Here is a 21,123-nt window from a genome sequence, read left to right as displayed (position 1 = left end):
ACTTGGGACGTCGGCGCCCGCCCAGACGCCGGCGCTCGGCTTGGGACGTCGGCGCACGCCCAGACATCGGCGCCCGCTCAGACGTCGGCGCCCGCTCAGACGTCGGCGCCCGCTCAGACGCCGGTGCTCGACTTGGGACGTCGGCGGCCGCTCGGACGTCGGCGCTCTCGGTCAGACGGCGGCCAGGATGTGGGCCAGTTCGGCCGGCTTGGTCAGCATCGGCCAGTGTCCCGAGTCGATGTCGACGAGGTCGACCTGCTTGGCCTTGGCCAGTTCGGGCAGCTCCCCTGCGTCGATCCACTCGCGGGCCTGGGCCGGGGTGTATTCGGGGCAGACCATCACGACCGGCACGCCATAGCGGCGCTCGTCCGACAGGTGCACGACGGCCTTCGATACACCCTCGGGCACCGGAATGGCCGCATCGGAGAACCGCTGACGCGCTGCCTCGTCGAGGTCGGCCGCGTCCGCCCCCTCGAACGGCTCCCAGCCCGGGAAGGCCATCGCCCCGTCCACCGCCGGGAAGAAGTCGGCGTAGAGGTCGCCGTCGGCCTGCGGGAAGCCGCCGATCATCACGACCTTGCCGACCCGCTCGGGCCGGGCGTCGGCGACCAGCCAGGCCAGCGTGCACGATCCGGAGTGCCCGACCACGATCGACTCCCCCGCGGCCGCGTCGACCACCGCGAGCACGGCGTTGACCTGGTCGTCCAGCGTCGCCGTGGCGTTCCCGTCGCCCTGGCCGGGCAGGGTCACCGCAATCGTGCGACGCCCCTGACGGGTGAGGTCGGCGACGACGTCGTCCCACGCCGACGCGTCGAGCCACAGGCCACCGAGAAGCACGATCTGTCCGTTCGTCATGCCTCGACCCTAGGACCTATTCCGGACGTTCCGCTTCCGCTACGGTGTGGGCGATGGAAAGCCCCACCGCGCGGGCGCTGCGCACGCTCGAGATCCTGCAGGCCCGCCCGGGCACGACCGCCGATCAGCTGGCCGCCCAGCTCGGCGTCACCGAACGGGCGGCGCGCCGCTACGTGGGCATCCTGCGCGAGGCCGGCATCCCGGTCGAGTCGGTCCGGGGCCCGTACGGGGGATATCGCCTGGGCCGCGGCACGCGGCTGCCCCCGGTCGTGTTCACCGAGGAGCAGGCGCTCGGGCTCGTCATGGCCGTGCTCGACGGGCAGCCGGCCGCGATCGACGCCGACGACCTGATCGGCGGCGCCCTCAGCAAGGTCATCCGGGCGCTCCCCGAAAACGTCGGCCGGCAGGCGGCCGCCCTGCGCGCGTACGCGTCGGCCGCCCCTGACCGCCGCTCGTCCCGCGCCGATCCGGCCGTGATGAGCACGCTGGTCGGAGCGGTCGCCGACCGTCGCCGGGCGCTCGTCACGTACGCCAACGAGAACGGCGACCAGTGGGACGCCGAGGTCGACCCGTGGGCCGTGGTGGTGCGTTTCGGCCGCTGGTACCTGCTGTGCCACTCGCACCGCGCCGACGCGATCCGCACCTACCGCATCGACCGCATGCGGGCCGTGAAGCAGCTGGCGCAGCGCTTCACCCCACCCGACGACCTCGACCCGGTGGCGTCCCTGGAGCAGAACCTGGGCTCGGGCTGGAAATATCAGACCCGCGTCGTCTTCCACGCCCCGCACGACCGCGTGGCCCCGTTCATCCGCCCCACGATGGGCCGCCTCGAGCCCGCCGGCGACAACCGCTGCGTGCTGACCGGCAGCACCACCAACACCCGCATGTACGCCCAGGAGTGGCTGGCCGCCGTCCCGTTCGACTTCACCGTCGAGGAGTGCCCCGAGCTGCGCGCAGCCGTGGCCGAGCTGGCCGCCCGCTTCACCGCCGCATCAAGACAAACCTGAAGACCGTTTCCCCGTACGCACTCAGCCGGAGGTGCTTACGGCGGGTGTTCCGTCGGGGACGCGGTTCGGGGCGTTCGTGCCGGCCCTGCTGCTGCTCAGTCAGCCGGCCTCTCGGCGGGCCTTGGCTCGGCGCTTGCCCTCGTGCATGGCCTGCACCCGAGCCACCGGGATCGTGCGGCCCTCGTCGATCAGGCCCTGGTCGAGGGGCTGCGGTTCGGGCATCGCGGCGGCCCACGGGTCGCCGTCGGACAGCCGGGACAGTGCGGTGTGGACGGTGAAATCCGACGGCTTCACGTTGTCCAGGTCGTCCCAGGCGACCGGGAACGACACCGGGACACCGGGGCGGACCCGTGGACTGTAGGCGGCGATCACCGTGGCGCCGCCGGCCCGGGTCGCGTCCAGGAAAACCTTGCCGTGCCGGTCTTCGCGGATGAACGCGGTCGTGGCCAGTTCGGGGTCGATTCGCTCGGCGCGGGCGGCCACGGCGCGAGTGGCGGCGGCTACCTCTTCGGGGTCGGACTTGCCGTCGAGGGGGACGAACACGTGCACGCCCTTGGCACCGCTGGTCTTGACCGCGCCGGACATGCCGGCACTGGCCAGTGCCTCGCGGACCAGGCGGGCGGCCTGCACGGCGAGCTGGAACGCGCCGCCCTCGGGCGGGTCCAGATCCATGATCAGGTGAGTCGGTGCGGTCTGACCGGCGAGCATCAGGGCGGGGTGATACTCGATGGCGCGCTGGTTGCCGAACCACAGGAGGGTGCGGTGGTCGTTGCACAGCCCGTACGTGACCTCGCGGTGACTGGCCTCGGCCCACACCGACGTGCGGGGCACCCAGTCGGGCGTGTATTTGGGCAGGTTCTTCTGCATGAACTTGTCTTGGCCGCGCAGCAGACGGATCACCGAGAGCGGACGGTCGCGCAGCACCGGCAGGATCCGGTCGGTCACCGCGTCGAGATAGTCGACCAGGTCACGCTTGGTCGCCCCGGCATCGGAGAAAAGTTCCTGATCGAGGTTGGTCAGCTTGACGCCGTCGCGCTCCTCGCCCTTGTCCGCCATGCCGCCCATCGTGCCACGCCGACAGCGCCGGTCAGCCCAGCTGGGCGATCCAGACAGCGGGCAGAACCATCAGAAGCGTCAGCACCACGTACGCCCCACCGATGCCGAACCGGCGTCCATGAGTGGCGATCACGGCGGCGAGGAAGGGCAGCAGCACGGTGAGGGAGGCGGCGATCGAGAGCACCTCGGTCTCCCGTTGGCGGCCGGTGACCCCGTACACGACCAGGATGGGCACGATGACCGCCCAGAACGCCGTGATCGCGGTGACGCGCAGGCCGACCCGCGTGTGGCGCTCGTCGTCGATCAGGTCTTTCTCGAGGGCGTAGGCCATGCGATCGGTGAAGCTCACGATGTCGAGCCTAGAGGTGATCATGGACCACGTCTTTAACGCCAAGGGTGAATTGACCGAATAGAGATGAGCGGGGGCGGGCTGGAGGCGTACGGGAAAAAGAAAGCCCCCGGCACGCCGTTCGGACGCACCGGGGGCCATCGACGGCTCTAGCTTTTGACCGAGCCCGCCATCAGGCCGCCGATGAACCAGCGACCGAGCAACACGTAGACCAGCAGCGTCGGCAGCGACGTGATCAGCGCGCCCGCCATCGACGCCGCGTAGTCGGGCGACTGGGCGCCGGCCAGCGCGTTCAGGGCGATCGTGATCGGCCCGTTTCTCGTGTTCGACAGGAAGATGGCGAACAGATAGTCGTTCCAGGCCGACGTGAACTGCCAGATGATCGTCACCACGAAGCCGGGGATCGAGATCGGCAGAATGATCCGGCCGAACGTGCGCAGCAGGCCCGCGCCGTCGACCCGGGCCGCCTCGATGAGTTCCTCGGGAACCGTGGTGGCGTAGTAGTTCCGGAAGATCAGCGTGCAGATCGGAATGCCGTAGACGCAGTGCACGAAGACCAGCGTCGTGATGCCGGGCGGGATGCCCAGCGTCGTCACGATCTCGCGCAGCGGAATCATGACGGCCTGGTACGGGATGAACATGCCGAACAGGATCAGCGTGAACACGATGTCGGCACCGGGGAACCGCCAGCGCGACAACACGAAACCGTTCGCGGCACCGATCAGCGACGAGATGATGGCGACCGGGATGGCCAGCTGGAACGTACGGAAGAAAGCGGGCTGGAGTGCGGTCCACGCCTTTTCCCACGACGCCGTGGTCCATTTGTCGGGCAGGTTCCACTGGCTGGCCACGCCGATGTCCGAGCCCGACTTGAAACTGGTCACGATCAGCACGTACAGGGGCATCAGCACGATGATCAGGAACAGCAGGGCCAAGGCGTACTTGATGATCGAACCCACGCCACCGCGGTTCTTCGGTTTCCGGGCAGGCGCCAGGGTTTCGATCGTCGGCGGCGGAGTCGCAACGGCGGTCATGCGTTCTTCTCCTGCCGGTTCGTGTAGATCAGGTACGGCACGATGACCACCGCGACCAGCAGAAGCAGGATGATCGAGATGGCCGCCGCCTTGGCGTAGTCGCTGGTCAGCAGCGTCTGCCAGACGTAGATGGCGGGCACCTCGGTGAGCCACTGCGGGCCCGAGACGCTCATGATCAGGTCGAACATCTTCATCGACATGTGCCCGAGGATGATCAGCGCGGACAGCGCGACCGGCGTGAGCTGCGGGAAGATCACGTTGCGGTACAGGCGGTAGGTCGACGCGCCGTCCATCGCCGCGGCCTCGCGCAGCTCCTGCGGAATGCCCCGGAAGCCGGCCAGGAACAGCGCCATCACATAACCCGACAACTGCCAGATGGCCGGAATAGCCATCGACGCCATGCCCCAGTTCGGATTGGTCCACCAGGTGCTCTGGGCAAAATCAAGACCGAGGCTTCCCAGTACGGCGTTCAGGCCGCCCGCGTTGTCGCCCTTGTTCGGATTCATCAACCAGCGCCACACGACGCCCGAGGCCACGAACGAGACCGCCATCGGGAACAGGTAGATCGTACGGAAAAAGCCTTCGGCCTTGATTCCACGCTCGAGGATGAACGCCCACAGCAGGCCGAAGAACATGGCCCCGACCAGGAACACCACCGTGAAGAGAAGCAGATTCTTCAGCGAGTGGGTGAACCGGTCGTTGATGTCGTTGGTGAAGAGTTTCGTGTAATTCTCGAGGCCGACGAAGCCCTTCGACCCCCGGGCGTTGTGCTCGTCGGAGACGGAGACTTTGGTCGTCCAGGCGATCAGGCCGTAGACGAAGATCGCGAGCAGGATCAGCGACGGGGAAAGCAGCAGCAGGCCCGGTCCCCAGTGCCGGAGTCGGCGCATCAGGGCTCCTCTTTTGTTTCTACGCATTCGGGCGGGACGGCTCACGGCCGCCCCGCCCTCCGCGTGTGGGACTTACTTCTTCACGAACTCCGACGCGGCGGTGGCCAGAGCCTTCTGCAGCCCCGCGACGTCCTGGTTGGTGCTGAACGCGCCGAGGGCCGAGTTGGCCGCACCCTGCCAGCCCTGCGAGCAGGCCGAGCCGTGGGCGCAGGACGGCGCCTGGGTCGCCGACTTCCAGTCCGCCATCGCGGCCTGCTGGTACTTCGGGTAGTCGCTGGGCGTGGCGTCCGTACGGGCCGGGATCGAGCCCTTCTTGGTGTTGAACGCCTTCTGGCCGGCGGCCGAGCCGACGGTCTTCAGCCAGCACTTGGTGCCCTCGGCGTTCTTGGCGCCCTTGGGCAGCACGAACGAGTCGGCGAGCCACTGGAAGGTGGTGCCGTTGCCCGGGAACGTGAAGTAGCCGTAGTCCTTGAAGCCCTTGGCGTCGAGGTCGGCCGCCTCCCAGTCACCCATCAGCTGGTAGGCCGCCTTGCCGTCCATGACGAGCTTCTCGGCGTCGGTCCAGTCGAGGGCGTCGCGGTCCTTGTTCGTGTACGTCAGCAGCTGCTTGAAGTCGTTGATGGACTTCGTGACGCTGGCGTCGTTCCAGTCGGTGGCACCCGTCCACAGGCCGGTGAACTTCTCGGCGCCGAGGTTGGTGATCAGCACCGACTCGAACAGCATCAGCTGCGTCCAGTCCTTGCCGACCGCCAGCGGGGCGGCGATGCCCTTGGCCTTGACCTTGTCGAGGTCGGCGATGAAGCCGGCCATGTCGGTCGGGTCCTTGGTGATGCCGGCGTCGGTCAGGACCTTCTTGTTGGTCCACACCACGTTGGCCCGGTGGATGTTGGCCGGGACGGAGTAGATCTTGCCGTCGACGGTCAGGTTGTCGATCAGACCCTGCGGGAACGCCTGCTTGAGGCCCCACGAGTCGTAGTCGGCGCTGATGTCCTCGATCTGGCCCGCGTTGATGTAGTCGAGCAGCTCGGCGCCCGCGTGCGCCTGGAACGTGTCCGGCGGGTCGCCCTGCTGCAGGCGGGACGCGAGCACGGACTTCGCGTTGGCGCCGGCGCCACCGGCGACCGCGCCGTTCTCGAAGGTCTGCCCGGCGCAGTCGGTGCCGAACTGGCTGACCAGGCCGTCGAGGCCGGCCTTCTCGCCGCCGTCGGCCCACCAGGTGAAGACCTCGACCTTGGTCGAGCCCGAACCGCTGCCCCCGTCGTCACTGGACCCACAGGCGCCAGCGGTCAGGAGCGCGGCGACACCGACTGCTGCCACCGCAGCACGTCGAGTAAGACGCATGGCTATCCCCTTATCGAAGTATTGACATCGTTGTCACGCAGATGGGGAGTACCGTGCCGTCTCAACCGCACAAGTGTCAACGCCTGTTTCCGTGTCGTTACGTGCGCACTGTGTTGTTACCTGAGCGGAAGATCGCTGACCTGCACATTCATCGGCGCCGGTCGCTGCTTTCGTGATCTTCGAAATCTTTGAGCGCTCGCAGAGTGGGTGCATTTCGGTCACCTCCCGTACGCGGGGCGTCGCTCCCAGCCGCCTTCCGTGTTCACTTCTGACGGGTCGGGCGGCCCGTGCGCAGCCCGCCTCGCAGAACCCGCCCATTGTGTCGAAAGTTGCCGATCTCCGCGGCCCCTGGTCCGGGCCGGCGCTGCGGTGTGCCGGTGACGGTGTGGCGCACGCCCGAGGGTGCGGAGTCTTCCGGGCCGAGGACGCGGCGTCTCCCGGGCCTAGAGCTCGGAGGCTCCCGGGCAACGTCGGGCGATGGGATGCGGCGCCCGGGGCGGGATCGGATGTCGGGCCGCGCGGCGTCAGATCGGGGAACGGCTCAGCCCCGGCCAACTGCCGGCCGGAGCGGCCACGAAATGCGGCGTCAGTCCCACCAGAGCGTCAGAACCCGCATTCCGGCCGACACCGGTATCGACTTGAGCGGCGGCACGTCGTTCCACCAGCCGGAGGCGATTTCGGGCTCGGGGCTGAGGGCCGTGGTCCAGCGCAGCAACTCGTCCGCCGAGGCGCTCGTGACGACGTACACGTGATTGCTGAACGGCCACTCGTCGTCGCCCATGACCTCGCTGATGCCGACCCAAACGTCGTGGACTTCGGGTCGTTCGCGGACATGGCGCAGGACGGTGAAGAACTGTTGCACACCCGGGTGATCGGCGAGATTGCTGCCGATTGACCCGAGGTCGTCGTTCCCTTCGAAGAACGATTCGAGGCTGACGACCGGCTCCGGTCCGAACCCGGACTCGTAGCCGCCTTGGGACGCGATCTCGGCCAGCAGGTCAGGCAACCCTCTCGTCGGACCCACAGCCGAATCCTGGCATCACCCGCGCCGCCGGAAAGCGGGAATGGCGACATCCGATCGGCCGTGAGCTGAAACATCCCCCGGCCACGGTGTGCCGCCCGTACGGAAGGAACTCTCTCTCAGCGTGGAGGGCGCTCGCCGGAACCTCGGGCAATGATTGATGTGGATATCACGATGGTCCGGGCCGGGCCGGAATGGCCGCTGATGCGTTCGTAGGCAAGGCGCGCCGCCTCGCGGCCGAGGGCGGTCATGTCGTGGGCCACCACGGTGGTGCCGAGCACGTCGGCCAGGTCGAAATCGTCGAAACCGATCAGGGCCGGCGGGTCGGCCAGCTCGCGCATGGCTCGCAGCGCGCCGGTGGTGAGCCGGTTGTTGGTGGTGAACACCGCCGTCGGTGGCTGGTCGAGCGCGAGCAGGTCGCGGACCGTGCGCTCGGCCTGCCGGACGTCGTGCACGCCCGTCCGCAGGAACGGCTCCCACGCGTCGTTGCCGGCCGCCCGCATCGCCCCGACGAAACCGTCTATCCGCGCCCGCTGCGGTGCCATCCGCACCAGGTCGGACACGAGCGCGATCCGGCGGTGCCCCGCGCCCAGCAGGTGCTCCCCGGCCGACCGGGCCCCACCAGCGTTGTCGATCAGCACGGCGTCGGCGGACAGCCCGTCCGGCGGCCGGTCGAGGAAGACGAAGGGGACGCCCCGGTTGCCCTCGATGGCCAGGTATTCGTGATCGTCGGCGCTGGGGATGACGAGCAGGGCGCGTACACGCCGTTCGAGGAACGCGTCGACCAGGCTGCGCTCGAGCATGGCGTCTTCGTCGTTGTTGGCCGTGATCAGCAGAAGCCCGTGCTGGCGTAGCTCCCGCTCGATGCCGCTGGCCACGGCCGAATAGAACGGGTTGGTCAGATCGCCGCTGACCAGCCCGACCAGCGCCGAGGTGGCGCCGCGCCGCAACTCGCGGGCGATGCCGTTGAGCCGGTAGCCGAGCAGGTCGGCCGCGTCGCGCACCCGCCGCCCGGTCGACGGCGCCACGTTGGGCTCCTGGTTGAGCGCGCGGGAGGCCGTCTTGAGGCTGACTCCCGCCAGCGCGGCAACCTGAGTCAACGTAGGCCGGCGAACGGTCACATCGTCGACGGGCATAACGCTCCGAGCACTCTCAGCAACAAGACGGCTAAGTATGACACCAGTGTCGATGGCTGCGCCCTTCGTCCACAGCCCGGGTGGGCGGCCGTGCCCCGGACGCCCGGACAGCGCGGATTGAGCCGGGGCGGGGCACGGCCGCGGTATCCCGCCCCGCGGGCACGGGGAGACCGCGGGGCGGGTTGCCGGCGGGGCCGAGAGCCTGCGAAGCCTCGCCGTTGAGTCAAGGGAACCACCGCGGCCTAGGTTGGAGCTGTCACCCGCCTGTGCGGATCGTGAAGAGTGGGAGGGGTGGGCGATGACTACGGTTGCGCTGGTCAGTGCCGGGTTCATGGGGGCGGGCCTGGGGCGGGCTCTGCTTGATGGGGGTGCCCGGGTCGTCACCACGCTCGACGGGCGGTCGGCTCGGACGGCTCGTCTCGCCGACGAGGCCGGACTTGACGTGCTGCCCACGCTCGTCGACGTGATGGCGGCGGCTGACATCGTGCTCTCGGTGACTCCGCCGGGCGCCGCGGTCGACACGGCAGGCGCGATCGCCACCGCCGCCCAGCAAGCCGGCCGAGCCGGAGCCCTGATCGTCGCCGATCTCAACGCCGTCTCCCCGGCCACCATGGGCCGGATCGGGACGGCGCTCGGCGGGCTCGACGTCGTGGACGGGTCGATCTCGGGACCGCCGCCGACGGTCAAGCCGGGCGCCCGCCTCTATCTGTCCGGCACGCACGCCTCAGCCGTGGCCGAGCTTCCCTGGAACGGCCTGATCGAACCGATCGTGCTCGGCCCGGACGTGGGCGCGGCCAGTGCGCTCAAGATGTGCACCGGCAGCGTCTACAAGGGGCTGACCGCACTGGTCACGCAGGCCATGCGGACGGCCGGCGCGCACGGCGTGCTGGATGCGGTGCTGGCCGACCTCGAGCGCAACGGGCTGGCCGACAGCGACGGCGTGGCCCGGGCGGCGACCAAGGCCCACCGCTATGTCGGCGAGATGAACGAGGTGGCCGTCACCCAGCAGGCGGCGGGGCTGACGCCGGAGTTGTTCACCGCCATCGCCGACGTCTACGCCGGTGTCGCCCGGACCGCGCTGGCCCAGGACGACCCGGAGAACGACCGCGCGCTGAGCCCGGCCGAGATTGTTGAACGGCTAAGGCCTCTTTCATAACTGGGGCGGGAGTGAGGCGGGGTCCAGATTTCGTCTGGTGGTGGCCCGTGGAAGTCCGGCTCCCAGTGTTGGAACCGGGCTTTCGCGGGACGCCGCCAGGCGGGATCTGGGCCCCTCCGTAGCCCCGCCTCAGTTATGAAAGAGGCCTTAGAGGGCTAGGAGCTGCGCCCGGTGGCCGGGGAGCTCGACGTCGGCCAGCCCGGTCAGCAGGTCGCGCAACGGCAGGGGCTGGTCGACCAGGATCTCGCCGTTCGAGATCAGCAGCGCGGGGATCAGCGTGTCCAGCTCGGACGGCGACAGGGACGATGACAACGCACAGAGCGCCTGCCCCTGATCACGCAACCGGGCGAGAGAAGTCCGGGAGTTGACCCGGGCCAGCGTCCACGGGTCGTGCGCCGCCCGCATGTCGTACGTGGCCGGGAAACCCGCTCCGACCGAGGCGACGGCGCCGATCGTGACGGCGTTGACCACAGTGAGATGGGCCAGGATCTGCTCGGCACCCCACTCGCCGGGCCCGGGCGACGGCGCCGGCCCGACCTTGGCGGCCGTGACGAGCAGATCAGCGAAGGCGTCGGACAGTGTCATCGGTGCATCTCCCACGGGTTCTGCGGCAGGGTCTCGCCGGTTTCGAGCAGCGACTTCAGGTTGGCCAGCACGGCGGGCCAGCCGCGCGAGATGCCGCCCCGCTGGTCGGCGTTGGCCAGCTTCTCGTGGGTCACGGTGAGACGGACGATTTCCCCGTACGCCTCCACGAGAAAGGTGACGACCGACGGCTCCCGGGCCGCGGACGGGTCGTCCTCAAAGGTGATCACCAGGCGGGTCGGCGGGTCGGACTCGATCACCCGGCCGGTCACGTCGGCCACGCCGGGGTCGTCGACCCGCCGATGCTCCCAGGTCGAGCCGGGCTGCCAGTCGCTGACGTTGGCGTGTCCCCACCAGCGGGCGGTCAGGTCGGCGTCGGTCAGCGCCTTCCACACCTCGGTGGCTCCGGCTCGGATGTAGGTGACGTACACGTAATCGGGCACAGTCATGGCGTACTCCTCGGCCTGTTGTTTGATGGCGCTCAGCACCTGCAGGCGTGGGCGGTCGAAACCGGCGATCCAGCGGTCCTCGATCTCGTGGATCGGCACCGGGTTCAGGTAGTGCAGACGCTCGCGCCCCCGCCGCACGACGGTCACCAGGTTGGCCCGTTGCAGCACGTCGAGATGCTGGGTGGCGGACTGGCGAGCCATGTTCAGCCGCTCGCACAGCTCGCCCAGCGTCTGGCCGTTCTGTTCGCGCAGACGGTCGAGCAGCAGTCGCCGGGTCGGGTCGGCGAGCGCCTTGAAGACCGGGTCCAGGCTCACCCGATCATTATGCAGGCAATTACCTGCATGTCGTCAACCCGTCAGGTCACGCCAGAACGGAGCGAAGGCGCGAGGATCGCCGGACGCCGCGGTGCCCAGGCCGAACTCGCGGTTCAGCCAGTCGGTCAGGTCGTTGCCGTAGAAGATGATGTCGGTCTGATAGACCGAGAGGACCGGGTGACCGTTCGTGGCGGCGGGCAGGAACCGGTGCGAATAGACCGGGACCAGGCGCGGCACCGTCATCAGCGAGAACCGGGCGGCCGCGACGGCTTGGGCGACCACAGGGGGGCGGGGACCCCAACCCTCGTACCAGAAATTGTTGGTCTCGACGTCGAACAGCACGCCCTCGACCGGCCAGGCCAGCCGCTCGCGCAGAACCGAACGGTCGGGCGAACGCCAATCCGGCCAGCCGCGACCGGTCGGCACGACGGCGGCCAGGAAGGCGCGATGGTCGTCGGCGAAGGTGAACTCGAACTCGCGCTCGATGGCGGAGAGCTCCGCGTCGGTGAGTCCGGGGGTGAGGGAGAAGCGGCCGGAAGCGGCCAGCAGTTCCGCGGCGGTCACACGCACACCCTAATGGCGGGGATACTCCATCTGGTGCACGCGGGTAGTCGGGAGGCGTCGATGGAAGTGTCCGCTCCGAGACGACGTGCCACCACCCCGACCGGCCATAGCGTCCCGGCCATGAACAGATACCTCGCTCCGGCCCTGACCCTGGTCGGTGTGCCCGCCGGGCTCGCGATCACCGGCGGCAACACCGACACCATCATGACGATCTCGCTGGCGGCCTGGCTGGCGATCCTGGCCTTCTTCCTCAACCGCTTTCCCCGTACGGTCCTGGTGCTCTCGCTCCTGTTCGTGATCGGCCTGCGCGGGTCGGATCTCGTCGGCTCGGGCTGGGTCTGGCCCGCCACCGCCGCGTTCGTGGCCGTCGTGCTGGCCGGCCGGCTCCGGTTCGCCGCGATCGCGGGCGGGCTGGCGCTGGCCTACGGCGCCGCCTGGGACGGCTTCGTCAATCTCGACCACAGCGGCGACTGGGCCCTCGCCCACGTCGGCGGCGACGCGCTGTGGCTGGCCGCGGTGCTGGCCGGCACGACGGCCTATCTGAACACCCGCCGCTGGCAGAACGAGATGGCCCTGCGGCTCGAGGCCGACCAGCACGAACGGGAACTCGAGGCGCGGCGGCGACGGGCCGAGGAACGGGTCGGCATCGCCCGCGATCTGCACGACGTCGTCTCCCACACGCTGGCCGTGGTGGGCGTGCATCTCAACGTCGCGCTCGACGCCTTCGACTCCGATCCCGAGGAGGCGCGGTCGTCTCTCCGGCTGGCTCAGGACGTACGGGGAAAGGCCATGTCTGATCTGAAATCGCTCGTCGACGTGCTGCGCGAAGGTGGGACGTCGGAGCCGGTGGAGGGCCTGGACTCGGTCGAGCGGCTGGCCGATCAGGTGCGCGGGGCCGGGCTGACGGTATCGGTGAACGAGTTCGGGGAGCGGGCGGAAGTGCCGGCCCCGGTCGCGACGGCGGTCTATCGCGTGGTGCAGGAGGCGCTGACCAACACGGTGCGGCACGCCGGGGCCTCACGGGTCGTGATCACGTTGCGCTACGCCCCGACCAGTGTCGTCGTCGACGTGCAGGACGACGGCGATTCCCCGGGCGAAGTGGTCGACGGTAACGGGATCGCGGGCATGCGCGAGCGGGTGGCCGCGCTGGGCGGGGCACTCACGGCGGGTGCGGGCAAGACCGGTTTCGCCGTACGGGCGACGATCCCCTTCGGTGCCCGCGAATGATCTCGGTTCTTCTCGCCGACGACCAGCATCTCGTCCGGGCCGGGTTCCGCAGCCTGCTCCGGCGCGACAAGGAGATCACGGTCGTCGGCGAGGCCTCCACCGGCGACGAGGCCGTCCGTACGGCCCGCGCCCTGCGCCCCGACGTGATCCTGATGGACATCCGGATGCCCGGCCTGGACGGGATCGCCGCCACCCGCACGATCCGGACCGAGGGCCTGCCGTGCCGCGTGATCATCCTGACCACGTTCGAGACCGACGAGTACGTGTTCGCGGCGCTGGCCGCCGGGGCCAGCGGCTTCCTGACCAAGGAGGTCGGCCCGGACGGTCTGCGCCAGGCGGTCCGGGTGGTGGCGGCGGGCGACGCGCTGCTCTCCCCCAGCGTCACCCGGCGGGTGGTGGGCCAGTTCGCGCACCGCCCGGTCGCGGCTCCGGCCGGCGGCGACCGGCTGGCCGTGCTGACCGAGCGCGAACGCGAGGTGGTACGGCTGGTCGCGACCGGCCTGTCCAATGAGGAGATCGCCCGGGAGCTGGTGATCAGCCCGCTGACCGCCAAGACGCACATCACCCGGGCGATCGCCAAACTCGGCGTACGGGACCGTGTCCAGCTGGTGATCGTCGCGTTCGAAGACGGTCTCCTATCGTGAGACCGTGCAACGGATCCTGATCTACGGGGTGACCGGCTCCGGCAAGTCGACGCTGGCGGCCCGGGTCGGCGCCCGGCTCGGCCTGCCCTACCACCCGATCGACGACCTGACCTGGCGTCCCGGCTGGGTGCCGGTGCCCGAGGCGGAACAGCGCGACATCATCCGCGACCTGCTGGCCGCCGACGAGTGGGTGATCGACGCGGCGTACGGGATGTGGCACGACCTGGCCCTGGAGCGGGCCGACCTGATCGTCGGGCTCGATCTGCCGCGCTGGCGTTCGTGGAGCCGCCTGCTGCGCCGCACGGTCACCAACATCGTGCGGCACACCTCGATCTGCAACGGCAACTACGAGACGTGGCGGGGAGCCTTCCTCGACCGCGAGTCGATGCTGGTCTTCCACGTGAAGTCGTTCGGCCGCAAACGCCGCCGGATGCGTCTGTGGCACGCCAGTCCCGACTTCCCGGAAACCGTGCTGCTGCGTTCCCCCAGGGAGGTGGAGACATGGCTGGCGACGATGCCGTCCTCTCGCTGACCGGCCCGGACAGCCACCGCCTGATCCGCCGGCCCGGCGTCGGCAGTTGCTCGCTCGGCGACGCGCGCTCGGACCTCCCGGTGGCGCCGGACGACCGGCTGGACTGGAGCGTCTTCGACACTTTCACCACTCCCGCGGGGTCGCCGTGGCCGCGCTGGTTCGCCTACGAGGGCGACGACACCGGCTGGGTCGCGTGGGCGGGTCGCCGCCCGATCGAGGGCTTCGCGTGGACTCCGCACGCCGCGCACGATCTGGACGCCGGCGACGCCGACATTCACGACCTGACCATCACCCTGCGCCGCGGTCCCGTGCGTCTGGTGCTGCCGGCCGGACGGTTCGCGGCGGCCGGTGACATCAGCCTGCTCACACCGTCGCTCGCGCCGGGCGCACCGTGTCCCGCACTGCGCTTTCATCCGGACACCGTGGTCGCGCCGGACCGGCCGTACGCGCTGCCGGCCCTGCCCGCCCTGGCCGGCGCGACGTCGGTCGCGGTGTCGGTGCCTCCGCTGCGGCAACCGTTCGACTGCGCCGGCCTGCTGCAGTTCCCCGGCCTGCGCCACCTCGAACTGTCTGGCAGCCTCACCGGCCTCGACGCCCTGACCGCGTTGTCGAGCCTGGACTCGCTGCAGTTGCGTTACGTGCCGGAGTTGCCGGGCCTGGCACCGCTGGCGTCGTGGCCGGAGCTGACCCACCTGATCGCGTGGAACGTGGGCGACCGGGACGGCAAGCGGCTGCGCACCGAGTTACGCGGCCTGGACCGCCCGTGGCGCCACTCCTCGGTGTCCAAGCTGCGCACCCCGGAGTGGTTCGCCACCGAGTACGGCCTGCCGTTCGCCGGGTGGCCGGCCCGGTCCGCGCGCGTCGCGGTCAAGGCCTTCCGGGCCGCCGAGACCACGATCCGCGACGCGACCACCGAGGCGACGATTGAGGACGCGGTACGGGGTTTCGTCCACACGATCAACGGCCTGCCCAGCATCGAGACAACCGAGCGGGAGGACGCCGCGGTCGCCGTCCACTTGTTGACGACCGCAACGCCGCTCGGCGACCTGACCACCGCTGCGAACACGTGGTTCGACGACTCCCGGGACTTCTGACCGCCGAAGCCATCCGGTCGACCTCGAAGAACGAGGAGCCGGCCGGCCTCCGAAAAGAGCTGACGGCGTCCCGGCGAGATCATCAGGTTTTACCGCACCGGCCCGGACCGGGCCGGGATGATCGGAGGATGCTGTGGCGTGAGGTGTTCGTTCCCGACCATGTCGTCGGTAGTGACGACTTCCGGGCCGAGGTCGGTGGGGTGGTCGAGATGGCTCTCGCGCTGCAGTGCCACGACCGGGCCGTGCTCGACGCGCCCGGCGACGGCCAGCGGCACGGTGATGACCTGGTCGGACGGGTCGTCGCGGTGGAGAGCAGCTGGCCCGACGGGTGGATGCTCGACGTGAACGGGCTCGGCATCTACGTCAGTGAGGCCGCCCAGCCACTTCCGCCGTCCGGGGCGTGGGTCCGGGTACGGGGCGAACTCAGCATCGCCGAGTATTACGAGACCGACCTGTACGAGCCCACGGACGAGCTGCGGCAGCGCGCCGAACGGCGGTGGCACGTACGCCGGATCGTCCGGCTGGAGCTCGGAACGGGCCGGCGCGAGGACGTGACCGCCATCCGGTTCGACCCCGTGCGGAGGTTGATCGGCTATCGGCTGGATCTCGAGCAGGTGCGGGACGGTCAGGGTCTGAGGTCGATGTAGTCGGTGACGGTGGCCTCGCCGCCCACCTCGACGATGCCGTACGGGCGGGCCACCGCCACGATCGTGGACGGGTGGCCCAGGGCGTCGCCCATGTCCACGGTCAGTTCGCGGCCGGGTATGGCCGCGGCCAGGCAGGCGGTGCTGTTGGCGTTGGCGGCGTCCTCGGGCACGCCGATCGCGGGGGCGAACATGCGGGCCGCCGCCCGGCCCGTGTCGTCGGGCCGGGTGTAGACGTAGCAGCCGAGCAGGCCCCGTCGCTCGGTTGCGTCGCGCAGGCGGAACGGGTCGGGGTTCAGCGCGGCCAACGCCTCCCGCGAGTCGACCGGGATCAGCAGTCGCCAGCGGCCGGTCGAGGCGGCCAGCACGCCGACCGTCAGCGGCCACAGGCCCAGCGCGGGCAGCACGGCGTCCAGCTCGCCGGCGGTCGGCAGGCGCAGGGCGACCCGCGGTTCCTCGAAGACGGCCAGCCGGCCATCGACCCGGCCGGGCAGGATGCGGCTGCCGACGCGCAGGTGGACCTCGAAGTCGGCGACACCGGCCCGGTCGGCCAGGAACGCCAGGGCGGCGACCGTGCCGTGGCCGCAGGCCGGCAGTTCGCCCTCGGCGGTGTAGAAGCGCAGGTCGACCACGCCCGACGCCAGGCCCGAGACGACCACCGTGTGCGAGGCGCCGACGCGGGACGCCAGGCGGCAGCGGGACGGCAGGTCGGGTGGGGCGTCGCCGTGGCAGAGGACCGCGGTGGGGCTGCCGCCGGTGCCGTCGCGGCGGCACGCGCGCACCACGGCGACCTTCACGACCGCTCCCCTGGATCGCACAAGTTCGAACACGAGCGCCGAGTCGCCTGGCCGCCCGAAGTGACCATAACGCGGGCTAGAACGGGACACAAGGCTCGCCCTGACATCGATGTCATCCGTTGCTTGATTGTGTGCGTTTCACCCTTGCTCATTGATTGATTTACCAGTAACGATGTGTCGCGCACGTTACGCGGAATGATCGAAGGAGCCCGGATGCGCCGACCACGGTGGTTAGTCGCGGCATTGCCCTTGAGTCTGGTGGGATCGATGATGATGGGATCGCCGGCCCGAGCGGCGGAGCCCGGCTTCGCGTCGAGCTTCGAGGCCGGCCAGCCGCAGCCCGACTGGACCGACACGACCGAGCGGGCCAACGGCGTCGACGGCACCGTGACCGTCGGCATGCCGGGCAGCCTGCGGGGCAACGTCACCGCGATCGCCGTGAACGCCGAGCCCAACTCCGGCGAGAACGGCAACAACCTCAACGACGGTGACTCCGCGACCAAGTGGCTGGTCGACACCCCGAGCAGCTGGGCCCAGTACACGCTGGACGAGGCCAAGACCGTCGTCAAATACGCGCTGACCAGCGCCAACGATTCGCCCGAGCGCGACCCCAAGGACTGGACGCTCGAGGGTTCGGCCGACGGCAGCAGCTGGACGACGGTCGACACGCAGACCGGGCAGACGTTCGACGAGCGGTTCCAGACCAAGACGTACGAGGTCGCGAACCCGGCGTCGTTCAAGGTCTATCGGCTCAGCATCAGCGCGCACGGCAGCGGGAACCTGACCCAGCTGGCCGACCTCGAGCTGGCCGACGCCAACACCACGCCACCGGCCGAGGGCCCGATGCAGAGCCGGGTCGGCGGTGGTCCGGCCAGCTCGCCGACGGCCAAGGCCAACACGGGTTACACCGGGCTCAAGGCGTTCCAGATCGCCGGGCGGCACACCGCCGAGGGCCGCGGATACGCGTACAACAAGGTCTTCGACGTCGACATCGCGGTGCAGGACGACACCGAGCTCAGCTACCTGGTGTTCCCCGAGTTCAACCGGGCCGACCAGAGCAACCCGGCCACGTACACGGCCGTCGATCTCGCCTTCACCGACGGCACCTACCTGTCCGGCCTGAACGCGAAGGACCAGCACGGCATCACGGTGAGCCCCACCGAGCAGGGCAAGAGCAAGACGCTCTACACCAGCCAGTGGAACCTCAAGAAGTCCCGGATCGGAGCCGTGGCCAAGGGCAAGACCATCGACCGCGTGCTCGTCGGCTACGACAAGCCGAGCGGCCCGACCAGCTTCCGCACGTGGTTCGACGACATCACCATCGGTGACGTTGCAGCGGCGAGACCCCAGGACAAGCTTTCCGCGTACGTGGACACGCGCCGCGGAACGCAGTCGAGCAGTGACTTCTCCCGGGGCAACAACTTCCCGGCCACCGCCGTCCCACACGGTTTCAACTTCTGGACCCCGGTGACCGACGCCGGTTCGACGAGCTGGCTCTATCAGTGGTCGCGGCAGAACAACGCCGACAACAAGCCGACCATCCAGGCGTTCTCGGCCAGCCACGAGCCCAGCCCGTGGATGGGTGACCGCCAGACGTTCCAGGTCATGCCGTCGACCGCGCTCAACCCGGCCCGCACCGCCCGGGCGCTGCCGTTCACGCACGACAACGAGGTCGCCAAGCCGTACTACTACGGCGTCACGTTCGACAACGGGCTCAAGACCGAGTTCGCCCCGACCGACCACGCGGCCCTGTTCAAGTTCGGGTTCCCGGGCGACAGCGGCAACCTGATCCTGGACAACGTCAACAACAACGCCGGCCTGACCATCGACGCGGCCAACCGCTCGATCAGCGGCTGGACCGACGTGAACAGCGGCGGACTGTCGGCCGGCTGGACCCGGATGTTCGTGTACGCGACGTTCGACCAGGACGTGACCGCGAGCGGCTCGCTGGCCACCGGCAACCGGCCGTCCACCGGCTACGTCAGCTTCGGTGCCAAGACCGTACAGATGCGGATCGCCACCTCGCTGATCAGCGTGGCCCAGGCCAAGCACAACCTCGACCTCGAGATCGGCACCGACGCCACGCTCGAGTCGGTGCGTGACGCCGCCCTCGCGCAGTGGGAAGCCAAGATGCGGACGATCGAGGTCGAGGGCGCGACCGAGGACCAGCTGGTCACCCTCTACTCGAACCTCTACCGGCTGTTCCTCTACCCGAACTCGGCCTTCGAGAACACCGGCACCAACGAGACGCCGGTCTACAAGCACACCGTGCAGTCGGCGGTGACCAGCCCGGCCAGCACGCCGACCGAGACCGGAGCGCCGGTCAAGGACGGCAAGGTCTATGTCAACAACGGGTTCTGGGACACCTACCGGACGACCTGGCCCGCCTATTCGCTGCTCACGCCGAAGCAGGCGGGCGAGATGGTGGACGGGTTCGTGCAGCAGTACCGGGACGGCGGGTGGATCTCGCGCTGGTCGTCGCCCGGCTACGCCAACCTGATGGTGGGCACCTCGTCCGATGTGGCGTTCGCCGACGCGTACGGGAAAGGGGTGAAGGGTTTTGATGTTGAGGAGGCCTACGCCGCGGCGGTGAAGAACGCCACGGTGACCCCGCCCAACCAGAACGTCGGGCGCAAGGGGCTGGCCAGCTCGATCTTCAAGGGCTACACCCCGAGCGACGCCACCGGCGAGGCGATGAGCTGGGCCATGGACGGCTACATCAACGACTTCGGCATCGCGAACATGGCGTCGGCGCTGGCCGAGAAGACCGGTGAGAAGCGGTACGCCGAGGAGGCCGAGTACTTCCGCAACCGGGCTCAGAACTACGTCAACATGTTCGACAAGTCGGTCGGCTTCTTCCAGGGCAAGAGCTCGGCCGGGGTGTGGCGGCAGCCGTCAGGGTCGTACGACCCGCGGGTCTGGGGCTACGACTACACCGAGACGAACGGCTGGAACATGGCGTTCCACGTGCCGCAGGACGGGCAGGGGCTGGCCAACCTGTACGGCGGGAAGAAGGGGCTGGGCGACAAGCTCGACGAGTTCTTCTCGACTCCGGAGACGGCGACCTTCCCCGGCTCGTACGGGGGAACGATCCACGAGATGGTCGAGGCGCGCGACGTCCGGATGGGCCAGTACGGGCACAGCAACCAGCCGTCGCACCACATCATCTACATGTACGACTACGCCGGGCAGCCCGCCAAGGCACAGAAGCTGGCGCGGGAGGCGTTGTCCCGGCTCTACCTGGGCAGCGAGATCGGGCAGGGCTACCCCGGCGACGAGGACAACGGCGAGATGTCGGCCTGGCAGGTGTTCTCGGCGCTCGGCCTCTACCCGCTGCAGATGGGGTCGCCGCAGTACGCGGTGGGGTCGCCGCTCTTCAAGAAGGCCACGGTCAACCTGGAGAACGGCAAGAAGATCGTCATCAACGCGCCTGGGAATTCCGCGACGAACGTCTACGTCCAGGACTTGAAGATCAACGGCAAATCGGCCGGTACGTCGATCCCGCACTCGGCACTCGCCGACGGCGCGGTTCTGGACTTCAAGATGGGCCCGAACCCGTCGACGTGGGGTGCCGATTCGCCGCCGCCGTCGCTCACCAGTGGCAACGCGGTGGCCACCCCGCTGCGCGACCTGACCGGGCCGGGCCAGGGCACGGCGTCGGTGCCGGCGCTGGTCGACGACACCAGCACCACACAGGCCGGTCTCACCGGCGCGTTCACCTACGAGTTCGCCAGTGCCGGCGAGCAGGCCACGTACTACACGCTGACCTCGGGCGCGGCGGCCGGCGCCGACCCGTCGTCGTGGACCGTGCGCGGCTCGTACGACGGCACGACCTGGACGACGATCGACACGCGTAAGGACCAGAAGTTCGACTGGCGGCTGCAGACCCGGCCGTTCAAGATCGCGTCGCCGGGACGGTACAAGCACTACTCGATCACGGTCGACGGCGGGGCCACTCTCGCCGAGATCGAACTGCTCGGGAAACCGGCGCCGGCCTGCACGACGACCATCGCGGACGAGGTGTCCGGGGCGCTCACGGTCAGCTCCGGCGTCACCTGTCTGGCCCCCGGCGCGACGGTCAAGGGCCTGGTCACCGTACGGAACGGGGCTTCGGTGTACGCGACCGGCGCCACCCTCAAGGCGGCGCTCACGGCCACCGGGGCCGGCACGGTCGCACTGCTCGGCACCAACGTGACCGGTTTTGTCACGGCCACCAACTCGGGGCCGGTGTCGATCGAGGGTTCGACCGTACGGGGAATCGTCACCCTGACCACCGGCAAGACGTCGACCGTGGTCGCCGGCAATACGATCAACGGCCCATTGACCTGTACGGGTAACAGCCCGGCACCGGTCAACAACGGGCTCAAGAATGCGGGCAGCGGCCTCCGACTGGGGCAGTGCTCGAAGCTGTGACCCTAGGTGCGGGGCGG

Annotated in this window: 20 protein-coding genes; 8 read left to right on the top strand and 12 right to left on the bottom strand. The window is 69.3% G+C overall.

From position 1 onward, the window contains the following. Positions 1–171: 171 nt before the first annotated feature. Positions 172–855, bottom strand: a complete 684-nt coding sequence (locus tag KOI35_RS04070) for an alpha/beta fold hydrolase (protein WP_215784597.1) — start codon at positions 853–855, stop codon at positions 172–174. 53 nt (positions 856–908) lie between these two features. Here KOI35_RS04070 and KOI35_RS04065 point away from each other — a divergent pair, with 53 nt between their 5' ends. Continuing rightward, positions 909–1,862 (top strand): helix-turn-helix transcriptional regulator, encoded by a 954-nt coding sequence (locus KOI35_RS04065; RefSeq protein WP_215784596.1) that lies wholly within the window; start codon positions 909–911, stop codon positions 1,860–1,862. A gap of 99 nt (positions 1,863–1,961) precedes the next feature. Here KOI35_RS04065 and ligD read toward each other — a convergent pair whose 3' ends face one another. The 7 genes from ligD to KOI35_RS04030 all read right to left on the bottom strand — a co-directional run bounded on the left by ligD (position 1,962) and on the right by KOI35_RS04030 (position 8,653). Beyond that, positions 1,962–2,927, bottom strand: coding sequence for a non-homologous end-joining DNA ligase (ligD, locus tag KOI35_RS04060; RefSeq protein ID WP_438870579.1), 966 nt, complete (start codon positions 2,925–2,927; stop codon positions 1,962–1,964). Between the two features lie 22 nt (positions 2,928–2,949). Then, positions 2,950–3,267 carry a hypothetical protein gene (locus KOI35_RS04055; RefSeq protein WP_215784594.1) on the bottom strand — a complete coding sequence of 106 codons (318 nt, stop codon included), beginning with the start codon at positions 3,265–3,267 and terminating at the stop codon, positions 2,950–2,952. A 149-nt stretch (positions 3,268–3,416) separates the two neighbouring features. Further along, the gene (locus KOI35_RS04050; protein ID WP_246612577.1) at positions 3,417–4,172 is read right to left on the bottom strand and encodes a carbohydrate ABC transporter permease; all 756 of its coding nucleotides are present in this window, start codon (positions 4,170–4,172) and stop codon (positions 3,417–3,419) included. Between the two features lie 125 nt (positions 4,173–4,297). Continuing rightward, entirely contained in the window at positions 4,298–5,125 is an 828-nt protein-coding gene (locus KOI35_RS04045) for a carbohydrate ABC transporter permease (RefSeq protein ID WP_438870585.1), read from the bottom strand. A 138-nt stretch (positions 5,126–5,263) separates the two neighbouring features. Further along, entirely contained in the window at positions 5,264–6,532 is a 1,269-nt protein-coding gene (locus tag KOI35_RS04040) for an ABC transporter substrate-binding protein (RefSeq protein WP_215784592.1), read from the bottom strand. Positions 6,533–7,118: 586 nt separating this feature from the next. Then, the gene (locus tag KOI35_RS04035) at positions 7,119–7,556 is read right to left on the bottom strand and encodes a YfbO family protein (protein WP_215784591.1); all 438 of its coding nucleotides are present in this window, start codon (positions 7,554–7,556) and stop codon (positions 7,119–7,121) included. 116 nt (positions 7,557–7,672) lie between these two features. Continuing rightward, on the bottom strand, positions 7,673–8,653 hold the full coding sequence (locus KOI35_RS04030; protein WP_246612395.1) for a LacI family DNA-binding transcriptional regulator: 981 nt from the start codon (positions 8,651–8,653) through the stop codon (positions 7,673–7,675). A 334-nt stretch (positions 8,654–8,987) separates the two neighbouring features. Here KOI35_RS04030 and KOI35_RS04025 point away from each other — a divergent pair, with 334 nt between their 5' ends. After that, positions 8,988–9,845 carry an NAD(P)-dependent oxidoreductase gene (locus KOI35_RS04025; protein ID WP_215784589.1) on the top strand — a complete coding sequence of 286 codons (858 nt, stop codon included), beginning with the start codon at positions 8,988–8,990 and terminating at the stop codon, positions 9,843–9,845. Positions 9,846–9,992: 147 nt separating this feature from the next. Here the strand turns inward: KOI35_RS04025 and KOI35_RS04020 are convergent, their stop codons facing one another. From KOI35_RS04020 to KOI35_RS04010, 3 genes are read right to left on the bottom strand one after another with little or no spacing between them, the layout of a single operon-like run. Further along, on the bottom strand, positions 9,993–10,430 hold the full coding sequence (locus KOI35_RS04020) for a hypothetical protein (protein ID WP_215784588.1): 438 nt from the start codon (positions 10,428–10,430) through the stop codon (positions 9,993–9,995). Further along, on the bottom strand, positions 10,427–11,191 hold the full coding sequence (locus KOI35_RS04015; protein ID WP_308120777.1) for an ArsR/SmtB family transcription factor: 765 nt from the start codon (positions 11,189–11,191) through the stop codon (positions 10,427–10,429). The genes KOI35_RS04020 and KOI35_RS04015 overlap by 4 nt, the downstream gene beginning before the upstream one ends. A 33-nt stretch (positions 11,192–11,224) precedes the next feature. Beyond that, positions 11,225–11,755, bottom strand: coding sequence for a hypothetical protein (locus KOI35_RS04010; RefSeq protein WP_215784587.1), 531 nt, complete (start codon positions 11,753–11,755; stop codon positions 11,225–11,227). 120 nt (positions 11,756–11,875) lie between these two features. Here KOI35_RS04010 and KOI35_RS04005 point away from each other — a divergent pair, with 120 nt between their 5' ends. The 5 genes from KOI35_RS04005 to KOI35_RS03985 all read left to right on the top strand — a co-directional run bounded on the left by KOI35_RS04005 (position 11,876) and on the right by KOI35_RS03985 (position 15,899). After that, positions 11,876–12,982, top strand: a complete 1,107-nt coding sequence (locus KOI35_RS04005) for a sensor histidine kinase (protein ID WP_215784586.1) — start codon at positions 11,876–11,878, stop codon at positions 12,980–12,982. Beyond that, positions 12,979–13,626 (top strand): response regulator, encoded by a 648-nt coding sequence (locus tag KOI35_RS04000; protein ID WP_215784585.1) that lies wholly within the window; start codon positions 12,979–12,981, stop codon positions 13,624–13,626. Before KOI35_RS04005 ends, KOI35_RS04000 begins: the two co-directional genes overlap by 4 nt. Positions 13,627–13,630: 4 nt before the next feature. Then, positions 13,631–14,158 (top strand): P-loop NTPase family protein, encoded by a 528-nt coding sequence (locus tag KOI35_RS03995; RefSeq protein ID WP_215784584.1) that lies wholly within the window; start codon positions 13,631–13,633, stop codon positions 14,156–14,158. Further along, complete coding sequence (locus KOI35_RS03990; protein WP_215784583.1) at positions 14,128–15,252, top strand: hypothetical protein; 1,125 nt, start codon at positions 14,128–14,130, stop codon at positions 15,250–15,252. Before KOI35_RS03995 ends, KOI35_RS03990 begins: the two co-directional genes overlap by 31 nt. 128 nt (positions 15,253–15,380) lie before the next feature. Further along, positions 15,381–15,899, top strand: coding sequence for a hypothetical protein (locus tag KOI35_RS03985; RefSeq protein ID WP_215784582.1), 519 nt, complete (start codon positions 15,381–15,383; stop codon positions 15,897–15,899). On the opposite strand, the gene KOI35_RS03980 is transcribed toward KOI35_RS03985, so the two are convergent. Next, complete coding sequence (locus KOI35_RS03980) at positions 15,878–16,693, bottom strand: PhzF family phenazine biosynthesis protein (RefSeq protein ID WP_215784581.1); 816 nt, start codon at positions 16,691–16,693, stop codon at positions 15,878–15,880. The genes KOI35_RS03985 and KOI35_RS03980 overlap by 22 nt on opposite strands. A gap of 213 nt (positions 16,694–16,906) precedes the next feature. Here KOI35_RS03980 and KOI35_RS03975 point away from each other — a divergent pair, with 213 nt between their 5' ends. Next, the gene (locus KOI35_RS03975; RefSeq protein WP_215784580.1) at positions 16,907–21,106 is read left to right on the top strand and encodes a GH92 family glycosyl hydrolase; all 4,200 of its coding nucleotides are present in this window, start codon (positions 16,907–16,909) and stop codon (positions 21,104–21,106) included. Positions 21,107–21,123: the final 17 nt, after the last annotated feature.

Source organism: Paractinoplanes bogorensis, assembly GCF_018829635.1.
Classification (GTDB): domain Bacteria; phylum Actinomycetota; class Actinomycetes; order Mycobacteriales; family Micromonosporaceae; genus Actinoplanes; species Actinoplanes bogorensis.
This window is presented reverse-complemented; position numbering and strand designations above follow the sequence as displayed.

Excerpts from the sequence above, each read along its gene's own strand:
- KOI35_RS04070 (WP_215784597.1), bottom strand. The coding sequence starts at position 855 with ATGACGAACGGACAGATCGTGCTTCTCGGTGGCCTGTGGCTCGACGCG.
- KOI35_RS04005 (WP_215784586.1), top strand. The coding sequence starts at position 11,876 with ATGAACAGATACCTCGCTCCGGCCCTGACCCTGGTCGGTGTGCCCGCC.
- KOI35_RS03990 (WP_215784583.1), top strand. The coding sequence starts at position 14,128 with ATGGCTGGCGACGATGCCGTCCTCTCGCTGACCGGCCCGGACAGCCAC.
- KOI35_RS03985 (WP_215784582.1), top strand. The coding sequence starts at position 15,381 with ATGCTGTGGCGTGAGGTGTTCGTTCCCGACCATGTCGTCGGTAGTGAC.
- KOI35_RS04020 (WP_215784588.1), bottom strand. The coding sequence starts at position 10,430 with ATGACACTGTCCGACGCCTTCGCTGATCTGCTCGTCACGGCCGCCAAG.
- KOI35_RS04025 (WP_215784589.1), top strand. The coding sequence starts at position 8,988 with ATGACTACGGTTGCGCTGGTCAGTGCCGGGTTCATGGGGGCGGGCCTG.
- KOI35_RS04050 (WP_246612577.1), bottom strand. The coding sequence starts at position 4,172 with ATGCCCCTGTACGTGCTGATCGTGACCAGTTTCAAGTCGGGCTCGGAC.
- ligD (WP_438870579.1), bottom strand. The coding sequence starts at position 2,927 with ATGGGCGGCATGGCGGACAAGGGCGAGGAGCGCGACGGCGTCAAGCTG.
- KOI35_RS04065 (WP_215784596.1), top strand. The coding sequence starts at position 909 with ATGGAAAGCCCCACCGCGCGGGCGCTGCGCACGCTCGAGATCCTGCAG.
- KOI35_RS03975 (WP_215784580.1), top strand. The coding sequence starts at position 16,907 with ATGCGCCGACCACGGTGGTTAGTCGCGGCATTGCCCTTGAGTCTGGTG.
- KOI35_RS04040 (WP_215784592.1), bottom strand. The coding sequence starts at position 6,532 with ATGCGTCTTACTCGACGTGCTGCGGTGGCAGCAGTCGGTGTCGCCGCG.
- KOI35_RS04000 (WP_215784585.1), top strand. The coding sequence starts at position 12,979 with ATGATCTCGGTTCTTCTCGCCGACGACCAGCATCTCGTCCGGGCCGGG.